The sequence below is a fragment of the Nocardia vulneris genome (genome assembly GCF_001613425.1).
Taxonomy (GTDB): Bacteria; Actinomycetota; Actinomycetes; order Mycobacteriales; family Mycobacteriaceae; genus Nocardia; species Nocardia vulneris.
In genome coordinates, this window is record NZ_BDCI01000022.1 from 88179 (window position 1) to 103912 (window position 15734).

Annotated in this window: 15 protein-coding genes; 6 read left to right on the top strand and 9 right to left on the bottom strand. The window is 69.4% G+C overall.

Annotated features, from left to right (window positions below):
- The first annotated feature begins 17 nt into the window (after positions 1-17).
- Both NVU01S_RS23620 and NVU01S_RS23625 read left to right on the top strand, forming a co-directional pair.
- Positions 18-923 (top strand): DUF4190 domain-containing protein, encoded by a 906-nt coding sequence (locus NVU01S_RS23620; RefSeq protein WP_043671760.1) that lies wholly within the window; start codon positions 18-20, stop codon positions 921-923.
- Between the two features lie 27 nt (positions 924-950).
- A complete protein-coding gene (locus tag NVU01S_RS23625) occupies positions 951-1613 on the top strand; it encodes a DUF2461 domain-containing protein (RefSeq protein ID WP_043671762.1) in 663 nt (220 codons plus the stop codon).
- Here the strand turns inward: NVU01S_RS23625 and egtD are convergent, their stop codons facing one another.
- From egtD to egtA, 4 genes are all read right to left on the bottom strand, one after another.
- Positions 1614-2585 (bottom strand): L-histidine N(alpha)-methyltransferase, encoded by a 972-nt coding sequence (egtD, locus tag NVU01S_RS23630; protein ID WP_043671764.1) that lies wholly within the window; start codon positions 2583-2585, stop codon positions 1614-1616. It lies immediately after the preceding gene.
- Entirely contained in the window at positions 2582-3415 is an 834-nt protein-coding gene (gene egtC, locus NVU01S_RS23635) for an ergothioneine biosynthesis protein EgtC (protein WP_043671767.1), read from the bottom strand. The genes egtD and egtC overlap by 4 nt, the downstream gene beginning before the upstream one ends.
- 31 nt (positions 3416-3446) lie before the next feature.
- A complete protein-coding gene (gene egtB / locus NVU01S_RS23640) occupies positions 3447-4793 on the bottom strand; it encodes an ergothioneine biosynthesis protein EgtB (protein ID WP_052280682.1) in 1347 nt (448 codons plus the stop codon).
- A gap of 172 nt (positions 4794-4965) precedes the next feature.
- Positions 4966-6318, bottom strand: coding sequence for an ergothioneine biosynthesis glutamate--cysteine ligase EgtA (egtA, locus tag NVU01S_RS23645; protein WP_043671770.1), 1353 nt, complete (start codon positions 6316-6318; stop codon positions 4966-4968).
- 190 nt (positions 6319-6508) lie between these two features.
- Here egtA and NVU01S_RS23650 point away from each other — a divergent pair, with 190 nt between their 5' ends.
- Positions 6509-7693 carry an aminotransferase class V-fold PLP-dependent enzyme gene (locus NVU01S_RS23650; protein ID WP_043671773.1) on the top strand — a complete coding sequence of 395 codons (1185 nt, stop codon included), beginning with the start codon at positions 6509-6511 and terminating at the stop codon, positions 7691-7693.
- A 34-nt stretch (positions 7694-7727) separates the two neighbouring features.
- Here the strand turns inward: NVU01S_RS23650 and NVU01S_RS23655 are convergent, their stop codons facing one another.
- Positions 7728-8291 (bottom strand): TetR/AcrR family transcriptional regulator, encoded by a 564-nt coding sequence (locus NVU01S_RS23655; RefSeq protein WP_043671776.1) that lies wholly within the window; start codon positions 8289-8291, stop codon positions 7728-7730.
- 104 nt (positions 8292-8395) lie between these two features.
- On the opposite strand from NVU01S_RS23655, the gene NVU01S_RS23660 reads away from it, so the two are divergent.
- Together NVU01S_RS23660 and NVU01S_RS23665 are read left to right on the top strand one after the other, a co-directional pair.
- Positions 8396-9049 (top strand): lysophospholipid acyltransferase family protein, encoded by a 654-nt coding sequence (locus NVU01S_RS23660; RefSeq protein ID WP_043671779.1) that lies wholly within the window; start codon positions 8396-8398, stop codon positions 9047-9049.
- A 129-nt stretch (positions 9050-9178) separates the two neighbouring features.
- A complete protein-coding gene (locus NVU01S_RS23665) occupies positions 9179-10825 on the top strand; it encodes a fatty acyl-AMP ligase (RefSeq protein WP_043671781.1) in 1647 nt (548 codons plus the stop codon).
- A gap of 61 nt (positions 10826-10886) precedes the next feature.
- Here NVU01S_RS23665 and pth read toward each other — a convergent pair whose 3' ends face one another.
- The gene (gene pth, locus NVU01S_RS23670) at positions 10887-11468 is read right to left on the bottom strand and encodes an aminoacyl-tRNA hydrolase (RefSeq protein WP_014988202.1); all 582 of its coding nucleotides are present in this window, start codon (positions 11466-11468) and stop codon (positions 10887-10889) included.
- 23 nt (positions 11469-11491) lie between these two features.
- Positions 11492-12091: a 50S ribosomal protein L25/general stress protein Ctc gene (locus tag NVU01S_RS23675; RefSeq protein WP_043671784.1), complete on the bottom strand. Its 600-nt coding sequence runs from the start codon at positions 12089-12091 to the stop codon at positions 11492-11494.
- Between the two features lie 323 nt (positions 12092-12414).
- Between NVU01S_RS23675 and NVU01S_RS23680 the strand changes: the two genes are divergently transcribed.
- Positions 12415-14034, top strand: coding sequence for a peptide chain release factor 3 (locus NVU01S_RS23680; RefSeq protein WP_043671787.1), 1620 nt, complete (start codon positions 12415-12417; stop codon positions 14032-14034).
- A 10-nt stretch (positions 14035-14044) separates the two neighbouring features.
- On the opposite strand, the gene NVU01S_RS23685 is transcribed toward NVU01S_RS23680, so the two are convergent.
- Together NVU01S_RS23685 and NVU01S_RS44965 are read right to left on the bottom strand one after the other, a co-directional pair.
- Positions 14045-14662, bottom strand: coding sequence for a nuclear transport factor 2 family protein (locus NVU01S_RS23685; RefSeq protein ID WP_244467278.1), 618 nt, complete (start codon positions 14660-14662; stop codon positions 14045-14047).
- A gap of 128 nt (positions 14663-14790) precedes the next feature.
- Positions 14791-15684: an Abi-alpha family protein gene (locus NVU01S_RS44965; RefSeq protein ID WP_081868957.1), complete on the bottom strand. Its 894-nt coding sequence runs from the start codon at positions 15682-15684 to the stop codon at positions 14791-14793.
- Between the last annotated feature and the right edge of the window lie 50 nt (positions 15685-15734).

Sequence of the window (15734 nt, forward strand, 5' to 3'; positions counted from 1 at the left end):
GTTACGAGGAGGGCGCGATGAGCACGCCACACGATCCGAAACCGACCGGCGCCACCCCGGAACGCCGAGAGAGTGGGCGCGACGATGTCGCGCAGGTGGATTCCTCGTCCGACGCGCCCACGTCGAACGCGACGGATCCGGCTGCGGCGAGTGCCGTCCCGCCGGCGGATACCGGCTCGGCGCACTCGTCGAGCGGCGCTTCTTCCCCGAGTTTGTCGAAAGACGTTGGCACGTCAGAACCTTCGGCGCAGCCGTACACCCCGCCGGTATCGCAGCCCGGGGAATGGTGGCAACCGACCGACGCGCCGGCCGGACCGCTGGGCGGGCAACCCGGCGGATCGGCGCCGGCCGATCAGCCGTCCTGGGGCGGCAGCCCGTCCCAGGATCAACCCGCGTGGGGGTCGGCCCAACCGTCCTGGGGCGGCGACCAACCGCCGCCCGGTGGTGGGCAACAACCCGCCTGGGGCACGGCACCCGGCGGGCAATCGTGGAACCCACCGCCGAGCGAGCAGCAGTGGAGCGCGCAGCAACAGCCGTATCCGGCGTACCCGGGGAGCGGCCCACCACAGGACGCGACGGGCGGCCCGCCGCAGTACCCGCAGGGCGGCATCTACAACTACCCGCAACCCGATGGGCCACCGCCCGGCGGCTACGGCACCTACCCGCAGCAGGGTTACCAGCCCTACGGCACCCCGCCGCCGCGGTCCGGGTCGCAGGTGTTCTCCATCGTCGGGTTCGTCTGCGCGGTCATCTCGGTGTTGTTCTGCCCCATCCTGTTCGGGCCGGCGGGCATCATCCTCGGCATCATCGGTCACACAAAGGGCGAGCCGCTGGGCAAATGGGCGGCGATCGCGGCGGGCGTCGGCATGGTCATCGGCTTCCTGGTGGGGTTCCTGCTCTTCAACGGAGACCTGACCACGTAAATTGCTCTGCATGAGCGAGGCGCGGTCGTGAGCGGGTTCAGCGGGTTCCCTGTGGCGGGCCTGGATTTCTACGAGGACCTGGAGGCCGACAATTCCAAGGCCTTCTGGAATGCACACAAAGAGGTGTACGAGACGTCGGTGAAGGCGCCGATGCTGGCGCTGACCACCGAGCTGGAGCCGGCTTTCGGTGCGGCCAAGATCTTCCGGCCCTACCGGGACGTGCGCTTCGCCAAGGACAAGACTCCGTACAAGAACCACCAGGGCGCGTATGTGTCCGTGGCGCCGAGCACCGGCTGGTACGTGCAGATCGGCGCCGCGGGGCTATATGTCGCGGGTGGCTTCTACGGCGGCTCCTCCGAACAGGTCGCCCAGTTGCGCGCCACCATCGATCACGAGGTCCGCGGCCCGGAGCTGGAGAAGATCCTGGCGAAGCTGGTCAAGGCGGGATACACGATCGGCGGCGAGCAGCTCAAGACCAAGCCGAAGGGGTACGACGCCGACCATCCGCGCATCGGCCTGCTCCGGCACAAAGCCCTGATCTGCCACCGCGAGTTCGGCGCACCACCGTGGCTGGACAAGCCGCGCGCGGCCAAGGAGATCCGCACCGCCTGGGAGACGATGCGGCCCCTGGTCGACTGGCTCGGCGCGGTGGTGTCCGGCGCGACTACCCGGTCACCATTGCTGTCCTGATCACTCGCGGGCCGCGAGGAACAGCGCGAAACGATCGTCCGGGTCGGTCCACACCTGTTCGGTGGCGAACCCGGCGCTGCCCAGTTCCGCGGTGAGCCCGTCGATCCGGAACTTCGCCGAGATCTCGGTGCGCAGCTGCTCGCCTGCGGCGAAACGCACGGTGAGATCCAGGTCGCGGACCGTGACCGTCATGTCTTCGGTGGCGGCCAAACGCATTTCGATCCATTCCTGTTCGGCGTCCCACAGCGCGAGGTGCTCGAACTTCTCCGGCGCGAAGTCGGCGCCGAGCCGGGAGTTCAAGACGTGCAGCACGTTCCGATTGAATTCGGCGGTGACGCCGGCCGCGTCGTCGTAGGCCGGGACCAGCACGGCCGGATCGATGACCAGCCCGGCACCGAGCAGCAACTGCTCCCCCGGTTCGAGCACCTCGTAGATGCTGCGCAGGAATTCGGCACGCTCGGCCGGGACCAGGTTACCGATGGTGCCGCCGAGGAAGGCAATCATCCGGCGGCCGCCGCCGGGCAGGTTGTGCAGCGTATCGGTGAAATCGCTGACCACGCCATGCACGGCGAGGCCGGGGAAATCCGCCGCGATCTCGTCCGCCGCGGCGCGCAGCGCGGCGGACGAGACATCCTGTGGCACATACGTCTTCAGCGGCCCCTCGGTGGTCAACGCGGTGAGCAGCAGCCGGGTCTTGGCGGCCGAGCCCGCACCCAATTCGACGAGCACCTCGGCCTGAGCGACCCTGGCGATCTCGCCGACCACCCGCTCCAGCAGCGCGCGTTCGGTCCGCGTCGGGTAGTACTCCGGCAGTTCGGTGATCTGCTCGAACAGCTCACTGCCGCGTGCGTCGTAGAACCACTTGGGCGGCAACCACTTCGGGTCCGCGGTGAGCCCGAGCCGGGCATCGGTGCGCAACGCGGTGGTGAGATCGTCGTCGGATAGGTGGATCTCCAGCGTCGGTGCGGTCATCGCGAAAGGCCTTTCATGCCGTCGAGCAGCGGGGTGATGGACAGGTGGCCCGGGCGCGCGGTCACCAGGCTGTGGTCGGGGATCGGCTGCCACCGCGGGTCGTCGTCGTACGGTTCGGAGGACAGCACCGCCGCGGTGTCGGTCACCAGGGCGGACAGGGAGTGGTAAACCGTGCTCGCCCAGAGGGTTTCGCCGTCGGAGAGCAACAGGTTGAGCCGCGCGTCCGGCACGTGCTTGCGCACCGCGGTCACCAGCAGGCCGAGCGCCGCTTCCGGCGTCTCGGTGAAGCCGCCGGGCTGTGTCCCGGCGAGCAACTGCTGCAACAACACCCAGAGTGTCGCCGCGTCGGTGGGCGCCTCCGCGTCGAGCAGGAGGATCGTCTCGAACAGCCGGGTCGCGCCGAATTGCGTGGCAGCGACGTCCAGATCGGACGACACCGCGGTGAGCGCACGCCGCCAATCCGGCACTGTGCCGTTGTGACTGAACGCCCATCGGTCCCAGGTGAACGGCGCGCACGCCGCCCGCTCGATCGGCATGCCGACCGTCGCGGACCGGATCGAGCCGAGCACGGCAGTCGAATGCAGTTGCGGCAGTACCTCTTCCACGGCAGGGTCGGTCCAGATCGGCGCGGCGTTGCGGTACCGGCTGACGGCTGGCGCCCCGTTTTCGGCGGCCCGCCACCACGCGACACCGAACCCGTCGGCGTTGATCGCGCCGCCACCACGCATCTCGCGCGGGGCCCACGCCTGCGTGCGCAGCGAATGGTCACCGCGCGTGAGCATGTCGCCGACGCCGACCTCCGGGCCGAGGTAGCCGAGATGCCGGCACATCAGCGAACACCGCCCGCCGGCCGTGCCGCGCTCACGCGCCTTCTCCGGCGCGCAGGTCGCGGGCCAGCCGGAAACCGGCGAAGATCTGCCGCCGGATCGGGTGGTCCCAGTTGCGGAAAGTGCTGCGGCAGGCCACCGGATCGGTGCCGAACGAACCGCCGCGCAGCACCCGGTAGTCACCGCCGAAGAAGACCTCGGAGTACTCGCGGTAGGGGAACGCGCGGAACCCCGGATACGGGTCGAAGCCCGAGGACGTCCATTCCCAGACGTCACCGATCAGCTGGTGCACCCCGGCGGGCGTCGCGCCCTCCGGGTAGGCGCCGACATCGGCCGGTTCCAGGTGACGCTGACCGAGATTCGCGGTGTGCTCGTCGGGTTCGGTATCGCCCCAGGGGAATCGGCGTTCGGCGCCGGTGGCCGGGTCGTATCGCGCGGCTTTCTCCCATTCCGCCTCGGTCGGCAGGCGTTTGCCCGCCCAGTTCGCGTAGGCCTCGGCCTCGAACCAGCAGACATGCACCACCGGCTGATGCGGCCGCAACGGCGTCATCACGCCGAACACCCGCCGCCACCAGTGCCCGGCCGGATCGCGCTCCCAGAACTGCGGCGCGGTCAGTTCCGCCTCCTGGCGATGGGCCCAGCCCCGCTCCGACCACAGCTCGGGACGGTCGTAGCCACCGTCGTCGAGGAAGGCGAGGTACTGCTCATTGGTCACCAGGGCCGCGTCGATCGCGAAGCCGGGCAGCCGAATCCGGTGCGCGGGGCGCTCGTTGTCCAGGGCCCACGGTTCGGTGTCGGTGCCCATGGTGAATTCGCCTGCGGGCACGACGACTTCACCGCCGACGGGGGCGGCGACGGTGGGCACCGCGCGCGCCCGCAGCACCGGCGCGCCGGTGCGCAGCTGATGGGTGGCCAGCATGGTCTCGTCGTGCTGCTGCTCGTGCTGGGCGATCATGCCGAACGCGAAGCCGCGGTCCACCAGCGGTGCACCGCGTAAGTCGCTGCGGTCCAGCACATCCCACACCTTGTCGCGCACGGTGCCGACGTAGTCGCGCGCCTGTGCCGGATCCAGCAGGGGCAGCGTGGGGCGGTTCGCCCTGGCGTGTTTGAACGCGTCGTAGAGTTCGTCGATATCGGCGCGGACGGCGTCGCGACCGCCGACATCGCGGACCAGCCACAGCTCTTCCTGGTTACCGATGTGCGCGAGGTCCCACACCAGCGGGCTCATCAATCGCGAATGTTGTGCCACCAGTTCGGCTTCGTCGATGCAGTCGGTCAGGGCGAGGGTGCGGCGCCGGGCCCGGGCGAGCACCTCGGCGATCCGATCGCGTAGTCGTTCGGCGCCGGAATTGTCGGCGGAGGGCAGGTAATGGACGGTCACGGTAGGTCTCCGGGGTTGGTTCCTGTCGGCCGCGCGCCGACCGCGGTGCGGCCGGACGCGAGCGCGCGCGGGGCCACGCGAGCCCCGCTCTGGTCGGGAGTCGGATACGTGTGGGCGTGGCCGGGCGGCGGCAGGCCGCCCGCCGGGCCACCGTGTCGCGGACACGTCCGGATCACCGGGGTGCTCCTCGACCGCCTACCTCTGTGCTGACCGCGGCATCCGCCGCGGTGGGTGGGCGGCCGCTGCGACATCGTCGCGCGGCGAATTCGATCAGCCGGGCGGCCTCGGCGCTGCGCGCGTGCGCCGCGGCGAGGGTGAGCAGTTCGACCGCCACCGACCGGATGTCGGGGTCGGCCAGGCCATATCGGGCGGCGTCCAGCCAATGTCCGGCCAGCGGCGCGGCGACCGCGGTCGCCGCGGCCACCACCGTTTCCGCGGACATCAGTGCGTCGACGACATGGATCGGCACGGCCCAGGCGTCACCGGGCTGCGCGTCGAGATAGCGGACCTCCAGGTAGCCGGCGGCGCGGACCGGCGGGAAGAGCGTGGTGAGGTGATAGTCGAGATCGTGGCGGCCGGGCCTGCGGCCCACCTCGTCGTCCAAGGCGCCGGAGAGCCAGTCGGCGAAGGTCGCGCCGGGCGGCGGCAACCAGCCGGTGTCGGTGCGGTGGCCGTTGCCGGCGGGCACGTCGTCGTCGGGTCTTCGGACGCACAGCAGCGGCACGTCGAGCGCCCATCTGCTGTAGCCACGGATCGGATCGGCCCAATCCATCAGCGGGGGCCGGGTCCTGGCGTTGTCCAGGCGCAGCCAGGCCCGCATGCGCTGCGAGGCCCACTCCCCCGGCGGGGCCCCGCGCAACGTGGGCGAGCAGGCGAAGGCGGCCAGCAACGCCGGACCGACGGCATACAGTGCCGTCCAGCGGGCGGCGATCTCGGCCCGATCGGCGCCGGCGTCCACCGCGACCTGGGTCGCCGCGGTATTGCACATCATGAGTTTGCCGTAGGGGCCGATCCCGCTGAATGTCTGTTCCATGGCGCGATAGCGCGGCAGCTGGAGTAGGCGTTTGGGTCTGCGGTCCGCGTCGGCGGCAACGGAAACGGTCCGGATGGACCGGGATTCGAGGAGTTCCCGCAATCGGCGGGCATCGTCGCGAAGCGAAAGACACAGCTGCGCGGCATCAGCGAACGGTGCGCTGGACAATTCGATCTGACCACCGGGTTCGATGGTGACCCGGCTGCCCCCTGGCAACGCTAGCGCCGGAGAATCGGGGGCGATGGACCGTGGTGCGTAGGGTCCGAGGGCATCCGCAAGGGCAGTCAGCTGCGGACGCGGGGCGGCCGAGGGGCCTGACGTCGAACACTCACCCTGCACGGTGAGCCATTCCAGTTCGGCGCCGATCAGCGCGGGTGGCCCCTGCTTGAAACAGACACCCCCGATATAGGCCTCGGCGGCGGCTCGCGAACCGAGCTCCGGATCGTGGCTTACGCGGCTGACCAGCTCCGAGTGTTCCAGCGTGACCGCCATACCAACCTCCAGTGTGGATCCGAGCGCTGTGGTTTCGTGTCCGCCGTTGTGCTGTTATCGCGACGTTGTGGTGTCGTGCCCCGCGCGTTGCGATCTCTCCAGAGTAGCGAGGGGCACCGACAAGAATCTGACGGAAATCTGAATACGGCGCCCACCAGGCCGCGCGGTCACGCCAACTACTGTCGCAGGCATGCTGGATCATGATCGCGTCCGAGCCGATACACCCGGTTGCGCCCCCGGCGCCGAACCGGGGCAGGTCTTCCTCGACAGTGCCGGCTCGTCGCTGCCGCCGCGGGTCGTCCTGGACACCGTCATCGCCCATCTGCGGCGCGAATCCGAGATCGGTGGCTATCGCGCGGCGAACGAGCGGCTCGACGATCTCGCGGACGTGAAAACCGCGATCGGCGCGCTCATCAACGCCGCGCCGGCCAGTATCGCGTTGAGCGACAGCGCCTCTCGGTCCTGGGCCGACTTCTTCTACGCGATCCCGCTGGCCCCGGGCGATCGCATCCTGATCTCCGAGGCCGACTACGCGAGCAACGCCATCGCGGCGCTGCAGCGCGCCCGCGCGAGCGGGGCCACGGTCGAGACGATTCCCAGCGACCACACCGGGCAGATCGATCTCGACGCGCTGACCGCGCTGGTCGACGAGCGGGTGCGGCTGGTCTCGCTGCTGCACGTGCCCACCAACGGCGGCCTGGTCAACCCGGTCGCCGAGGCGACCCGGATCGCGCGGTCGGTGGGTGCGCTGGTGCTGCTGGACGCCTGCCAGTCGACCGGGCAGCTGCCGATCGACGTCACCGCGTGGGACGTGGACGCGCTCTCGGCCACCGGGCGCAAATGGCTGCGCGGCCCGCGCGGCACCGGATTCCTTTATGTCCGACCGGAATTGGCCACCTCCCTGGAACCGCAGCGACTCGACCTGCACAGCGCGCAGTGGTCCGGTCCGGACGAATACCGGCTCGCGCCCGACGCGAGCCGTTTCGAGTTCTGGGAGTGCGATGTCGCCGCGCGGCTCGGCCTCGGCGCCGCGGTGCGCTATCTGCTCGAGCTCGGTCCCGAGAACGTGTACGCGGCCGTCGCCGAACGCTCGGCGTATCTACGCAAGGCGCTGCCGGAGATTCCCGGAGTCACGGTGCGCGACATCGGCATTCGGCACAGCGGCACGGTGTCGTTCACCGTCGACGGCCACGAGCCGATCGCCGTGCGCGACCGGCTCGCCGAGCGCGACATCACCGTGACGGTGAGCCACGCCGGTTCCACCCTGCTGGACATGACGGCGCGCGGACTGGCCTCCGTTGTCCGCGCGTCTGCGCACTACTTCGTGAGCTTCGCGGAACTGGACAGGTTCGTCGCCGCGGTCGCCGACCTGTAGTCGGCGGCTCGGTGGCCTTGCGCCGCAACGATGTTCAGGACAGGTGCAGATCCAGCGCGCGGTCGACCAGTGCACGCACGTCGACCGTCGGGCCCACCAGCGCCAGACTGCGATTGGCCCGCAGTGCGGCGATCCCGTGCAGGTTGGTCCACAGCGCGATCGCCCGCTGCGCCGGATCGGCCGCACCGGGCCCCGCCGCGCCGACCAGCGCCGCGAACCGCCCGTACAGCGGCAGCGTGGTCCCGCGCAGGTTCTCCCCGGAACCCTCCAGCAGATCGTGGCGGAACATCAGGGTGAACATCTCCGGCCGCTCGCCCGCGAACTCGACGTAGGCCACGCTCATCCGCGCCAGCCGCTCGCGCGTCGGCGCGGAGTCCACGTCCACGGCCGCGAAGCGGTCGATGAGATCGGCGAAGCCGCGGGCCGCGACGGCCGCCAGCAGCGCACGGTGGGTCGGGAAATGCCGGCGCGGTGCCCCATGTGAGACACCGGCGGCCCGCGTGATCGCCCGAAGTCCCAATTGCGCCGCGCCCACCTCTTCGAGCAGGTCGACGCCCGCGTCGACCAGGCGTTCCCGCAGCGGCTGAGTCTCGACCATGCAGACATTGTCTACGGATCGCATCCATTCTCCCTACTTCGGGCGTAGACACTGTCTACTATCGTGCGGTAGACAATGTCTACCAAATCTTCCAGGAGGTCTTCGTGTGGTACTGGCTCTTCAAGTACGTCTTCCTCGGCCCCGTATTGCGGGTGCTGGGTAGGCCCGAAATCGAAGGGCTGGACCAGGTTCCGCGCACCGGGCCGGTGATCATCGCGGCCAACCACCTCGCGGTGATCGACTCGCTGTACCTGGCCCTCGTGCTGCCGCGGCGCGCCACCTTCCTGGCCAAGCAGGAGTACTTCACCGGCACCGGCCTGCGCGGGCGCTGCCAGCGCTGGTTCTTCTCGGTCTCCGGGCAGGTGCCGGTGAACCGGACCGGCGGCAGCGCCGCGGCCGACGCGCTGGCCGCCGCGACCCGGATCCTGGAATCCGGCGGTGTCTGGGCGATTCATCCCGAGGGCACCCGTTCTCCGGACGGGCGCGTCTACCGCGGTCGCACCGGCACCCTGCGGGTCGCGATGGCGACCGGCGCACCGGTGATCCCGGTCGTGCTTTCCGGCACCGACCGCGTCAACCCCCGTGGCGCCCGGCTCCCCCGCTTCGGCAAGGTGCGGATCAGCTTCGGCGCCCCGCGCTACTACCTGCCCGCCGACCAGCACCGCGCCGCGCGTACCGCGACCGACGAGTTGATGCGGGAGATGGCCGCACGCTCCGGCCGGCACTACGTCGACCAGTACGCCGCCACCTTCCGCTGAGCCCGCACGCCGACCCGCGACACTCCAGCAACCGCCGACACGCTGGAAAGGGTTAACGCCACGCGGGAATGGCGGGATAGTGGGGTGCAGGCCGGCAGGCGGCCGGAGCCGGTGATGAGGGAGTAGACGTTGAGCAGGTTCACCGACGAGATGTATGCGACGGCGCAGGCGTCGAGCCGGGGGCTGGTGACCGGTGAACCGGAGGCACCGCTGCGCCGGAGCTGGGGCGAGATCCATCGGATCGCCAGAAGGATGGCCGGCGGCCTCGCGGCGGCGGGCATCGGGCACGGGGACGCGGTCGGCGTGCTCGCGGGGATGCCGGTCGACATCGCCCCCGCCTGCCAGGCGATCTGGATGCGCGGCGCGTCGATCACCATGCTGCATCAGCCGACCCCGCGCACCGATCTGGTCGTCTGGGCCCGCGACACCGAAACCGTGCTGACCATGATCGAGGCGCGCGCGGTGGTGCTCGGCGCGCCGTTCGAGGCGGCCGAGCCGATCCTGCGCGAGCGCGGCATCACCGTGGTGCGCATCGATCAGCTGCACGACGGCACCGACACCGATCCGGTGCCGACCACCGAGGACGATATCGCGTTGCAGCAGTTGACCTCCGGTTCCACCGGATCGCCCAAGGCGGTGCGGATCACGCACGGCAACTTCTTCGTGAACGCCTACGCCATGTTCGATCGGGTGAAGTTCCAGCTCGACGACGACGTGATGATCAGCTGGCTGCCGCTGTTCCACGACATGGGCATGGTCGGATTCCTCAGCGTCCCCATGCAAATCGGCGCCGAGGTGGTCTGCGTGACGCCGATCGACTTCCTCAAGCGGCCGCTGCTGTGGGCCGAGCTGATCACCAAGTACCGCGGAACAGTCACCGCCGCACCGAATTTCGCGTACTCGCTGCTGGCGCGCCGGCTCAAGCAGGCCGACGACGGCGGCCTCGATCTCAGCAGTGTGCGCTACATGTGGAACGGCGCGGAACCGGTCGACCCGGACACGATGGAGGCGCTGGCCGCCGCCGGTAAACGCTTCGGGCTCAACCCGATGGCGCTCACACCGGTGTACGGCATGGCGGAAACCACACTCGCCGTGTCGATTCCGGATCCCGGCCGGGGTCAGGTCGTCGACGTCATCGACGCCGATCTGCTGGAAGCGCTCGGCAAGGCGGTGCCGGTGCCCGACGAACATTCCCACCACGGCAACGTGCGCAGGCTGCCGACACTGGGCTACCTGGTCGATCATCTGGAGGGCCGGGTGGTCGACGCCGAACGCCAGCCGCTGCCGTCCCGTTCCGTCGGCGTCATCGAATTACGGGGCCCCGCAGTCACTTCCGGCTACGTCACGGTCGACGGCTTCCGCCCCGCACAGGACGCCGCGGGCTGGCTGGACACCGGCGACATCGGTTACTTCACCGATGAGGGCTTGATCGTGGTGTGCGGCCGGATCAAGGACGTCGTCATCATGGGCGGACGCAACATCTATCCCACCGATATCGAACGCGCCGCCACCCGGGTGGCCGGTGTGCGTCCGGGCAACGCGGTGGCGGTGCGGTTGGACGCCGGGCAGAAGCGGGAGAGCTTCGCCGTGGTGGTGGAGAGCAACGACTACCAGAATGCCGAAGAGGTCAAGCGGATCGAACGCGAGATCGTGCACGCGGTGTTCTCCGAGGTCGGCGCCCGCCCGCGCACCGTCGCCGTGCTCGGCCCCGGCGCGCTGCCCAAGACGTCGTCGGGCAAGCTGCGCCGCGCCGCGACCGCGGTCCATCTGCGCTGAGGCCTGCTACCGGCCGACGATCGAACAGCGTTGGCGGCGTGGTGAATTCGCGCCGCCGACCTCAGTGCACGCGGTTCTGCGCGGCTTCCAGGCCGACCCGGAGCAACAGCTCGACGGCGTCGGCGGCCTGCTCGACGATCACCGGAATCTCCTTGCGCTCCGGCGTCGCGAACGGCTTGAGCACGTAATCGGCGGGGTCCTGGCGCCCCGGCGGCCGGCCGATGCCGATCCGCGTGCGCAGATAATCCTTGGTGGTCAGCGCACTGGAGACGGAACGCAGGCCGTTGTGGCCGCCCTCGCCACCGCCGCGCTTGAGCCGGATCTCGCCGAACGGGAGGTCGAGCTCGTCGTGCACGACGATCACCTCGGTGGGCGGCACGGAGAAGAACTTCGCCAGCGCCGCGACCGGCCGGCCGGACAGATTCATGAAGGTCCGCGGCTTGGCGATGAGCACCTGGCGGCCGTCGAGCCGGGCCTGCAACAGGTCGGCGCCGGACTTCTTGTGCACACCGAAACGGCCGCCGACGCGCTCCGCGAGCACGTCGGCGACCAGGAACCCCACGTTGTGCCGGGTGCGCTCGTATTCGGTCCCGGGGTTACCCAGTCCGACCACGAGCGCGGGCCCGGTCACGGAGTCGGTCATCGAATGACCTGATCCAGCAGTACTTACTCGGCGCTCGCTGCTTCGCCCTCGGCCTCGTCGCCAGCCTCGGCCTCGGCCTGCGGCGCGGCGATCACGTTCACGATGAGGGTCTCGGCGTCCACGTTCAGGGTGACGCCCTTGGGCAGCGTGAGCTCGCCCGCGTTGATCTGCGTGCCCGCCTCGACACCCTCGACCGAGACCTCGATGGACTCGGGGATGTTCAGCGCGTCGGCCTCGATGGAGATGGTGGTGGCGTCCTGGGTGACCAGGGTGCCGGAGGCGGCGTCACCGGTGATGACGACGTTCACATCGGCGCTGACCTTCTCGCCCTTCTTGACGATGAGCAGGTCGGCGTGCTCGATGTACCGGCGGATCGGGTGCACCACAACGGATTTGGTCAGCGCGAGCTGCTTCTTGCCGTCGATCACCAGGTTCAGCACCGCGTTGGTGCCGTGCTCGCGCAGGATCGCGGAGAAAGCCTGGGCGTTGACCGACAGGTGCTGCGGGTCGGCCTGGTGGCCGTACAGCACGGCGGGCACGTTGCCGGCCCGGCGGGTACGGCGGGCGGCGCCCTTGCCGAACTCGGTGCGGACGGCGGCTTCGAGAAGGTTGGCGTCGGACATGACTGGATCTACTCCCTACGGCGGTTCCGGGCTGTCAACAGTGCGCCAGGGACTGTTCTCCGCCCTGGCTTGGTTGGTCTACTCGTCGGGGCAAGAAGATGCGAACGAGGACGGCCGGAAGCCGCGCCGCGTCGATCACGGTGAACGCAAAATCAGGTCTGCGGTCACCCTCGCCGAGACAACCCGGACACCATACCGCAAGGGTTATGCACAGACGGAATCGGGTGACCCGGGCGGTTCCGGGACGCGGGTCGCGTCGCGATCGGCCCGATCGCGTAGATTGGACCGGTTGCCGATCAGGTCGTCTGTGAAAGGTTGTTCCGTTGACCGCCTCCCCCGAGGGTCTCCCCGCCGAGGTTTCCCGACGGCGCACGTTCGCGGTGATCTCGCACCCCGACGCCGGTAAGTCGACGCTCACCGAAGCGCTCGCGCTGCACGCCAGGATGATTTCCGAGGCGGGCGCGATCCACGGCAAGGCGGGCCGCCGCTCCACCGTCTCGGACTGGATGGAGATGGAGAAGGCGCGCGGCATCTCGGTCAGTTCGACCGCGCTGCAGTTCAACTACCGCGCCGAGGGCGCCGACGAGGACAGCGTGATCAACCTCGTCGACACCCCCGGCCACTCGGACTTCTCCGAGGACACCTACCGGGTGCTCACCGCCGTCGACGCCGCGGTGATGCTGATCGACGCCGCGAAGGGCCTGGAGCCGCAGACGCTCAAGCTGTTCCAGGTGTGCCGCCACCGCGGCATCCCGGTCATCACCGTGATCAACAAGTGGGACCGCCCCGGTCAGGCGCCGCTGGAACTGCTCGACGAGATCAACGAACGGATCGGGCTCACCCCGACGCCCCTGTTCCTCCCGGTCGGCATCGCGGGCGACTTCCGCGGGCTGCTGCGCCGCGGCGAAGAAGGCGCGCCGCGCGAATACATCCACTTCACCCGCACCGCGGGCGGCGCGACCATCGCGCCGGAAGAGTCGCTGACCCCCGCCCAGGCCGAGGCCCGCGAGGGCGAGGCGTGGACGACCGCGGTCGAGGAGAGCGAACTGCTCTCGGCCACCGGCCAGGACCACGATCAGGAACTATTCCTCGCCGGCCAGACCTCCCCGGTCATCTACGCCTCGGCGATGTTGAACTTCGGTGTGCGCCAACTGCTGGAGACCCTGGTCTCGCTGGCGCCCGCCCCCGGCGCGCGCACCGATGTGAACGGCAAGGAGCGCGCGACCACCGAACCGTTCAGCGCGGTGGTGTTCAAGGTGCAGGCCGGCATGGACGCCGCGCACCGGGACCGGCTCGCCTTCATGCGCATCGTGTCGGGTGAATTCGAGCGCGGCATGGTGGTGACGCACGCGCAGACCGGCCGCCCGTTCGCGACCAAATACGCGTTGACCGTGTTCGGCCGGGAGCGCACCACCGTCGACACCGCCTACCCCGGCGACGTGGTCGGCCTGGTGAACGCGACCGCGCTCGCCCCCGGCCACACCCTGTTCGTGGACAAGAAGGTGGAGTTCCCGCCGATCCCGTCCTTCGCGCCGGAACATTTCGCCGTGCTGCGGGCGGCGAGCGCGGGCAAGTACAAGCAGTTCCGCAAGGCCATCGACCAGCTCGATTCCGAGGGCGTCGTACAGGTGCTGCGCAACGACATTCGCGGCGACGCCGCGCCGGTGCTCGCGGCGGTCGGCCCGATGCAGTTCGAGGTGGTCACCGCCCGGATGACGACCGAGTTCAGCGTCGAGACCCGGATGGAGAACCTGCCCTACACGCTGGCCCGGCGCACCGACGCCGCCTCCGCGGACGAGCTCGGCAGGCAGCGCGGGGTCGAGGTGTTCACCCGCAGCGACGGTGCGCTGCTCGCGCTGTTCAGCGACAAGTGGCGGCTGCAGTACATCGAGAAGGAATTCCCGAAGCTGACGCTGGAGCCGCTGGTCGCGACCGCGGACTGAGCGCGCTCCGTCAGCCCGCCTCGGGTTCGGGCGTCGCCTCCGGATCGCGTTCCACCGCGGAGATGACGCCCTCTTCCCTGGAGATGAGCCCCCACCTGCTCGACGTGAGGCGCAGGCTCGGCAGATCGCTCAGCGACAGCACCACCTCGTAGGTGCGCTCGTAGCCGGTGTGCGAGATGCGCCAGCGGCCGTCGGCGCAGCGCACGTATTCGTCGGAGTAGAAGGCCGCACCGCGCAGCAGCATGTTGTGCCCGGGGATGAGCACGGTGTCGGCGAGATACCAGGTCCCGGTGGCGGTGTCGCCGTCGACGTCGATCTCGGGGTGATCGCAGCGATGCTCGGTGATGACGTGCGGACCGAGGGTGTTGCGCATGAAAGCCAGGAACGCGTCGCGCGATTCGAATTGCAGATATTCGCTGTAGGTGGCGGTGGCCTCGGGAATCATGGTGTCCGCGAACTCATCCCAAGATTTCGTGTCGAGAGTGCGTAGATAGCGGAACTTCAATCTGTTGATCGCGGCGATGTCGTCCGATACCGCACCGCCCGTTCCAGGGGCACTCGGCTCCCGCCCATCGGCCACGCCCGCCCCCGGGTCGCCGCGGCCCTGCCCGTCGGTTCCCTGCTCCATCCTTCAACAATCCCATCCGAAGCCACACGACTTCACGACTTAAAGGATTTGTATCAGATCGCTATCACTCTTCGTCGGAGATTCCGACGTAGCCCGCCCTTCGGGGGTGGAGTCAGGACCTGCCGGGGTCAGTTCGCGATGGTGAAGCAGGTGCGGCAGAAGTCCTCGCCGAATTCGGTGAGGCGCAAACTCTTGCGCACGATCTTGGGCGCGCGGCCCGCTTTCTTCAGCGCGGCCTCCACCACCGGCTGCACCTCGAGCACCATGTACCGGCTCAGCACGACCGGGTCCTCGGAGATCAGGGTCAGGCCCAGCCGATTGAGGTTGATCAGGTAGGGGCGGGAGCGATCCGGGTAGCGCACGCCCGCCTGCTCCGGCACCGAGGTGAGATCGCCCTGCACCAGTTCCGAGCCGATGCCGAGCGGCCGGTTGGTGCGCACGTCGACCGAGGGCTGCGGGCCGTTCTGCGCCATGAAGCGCAGGATGCGCGCCTCGTCGGGCGCCAGTTCGTCCAGGATGCGGTCGTAGGCCGGGTGCACGTCCTCGGTGAAGTAGACGTCCGCGGAGCGGGCGAGCAGCGCGTCGCCGCGCCGGCGCAGCTCGTCGGTGCTCGCCGAACGCAGGTAGGAACCGACGGCGAGGGCTTGCTGCTGCGCGCCGCTGTGATTGCCCGGCCCGTTCGGCGTCGGCACGTAGCTGACGATCTCGCGCACCGACCCCTCGGTGACACCGAGCGCGCTACGAGCTATGGAGCGCAACGCATTTCCGGTCCGCTCGGCGATATCGGCGGAGGATTCGCCGTCCAGCGCGGCCTGGGTGATCTCCTTGGTGACCTCGTAGGTGGTGCCGACCGCCCACTGCCCGCCGCGCACCACGGTGCCCGCCGCCAGACCTGCGGCCCGGAACACCCCGCGAATCAGCCGGGCCTCGTTGCTGATCTGCCGCTGTTCGACATCAGAGCTGCGCTCCACAGCGCGGGAACCGGCTCGAGCGATGTCCTGTCCGGTCCTGTCGTTTGCCACGTCTACTCCGATATCGCCAGGTGAACGAATCCGCCCCACAGATTACTGCC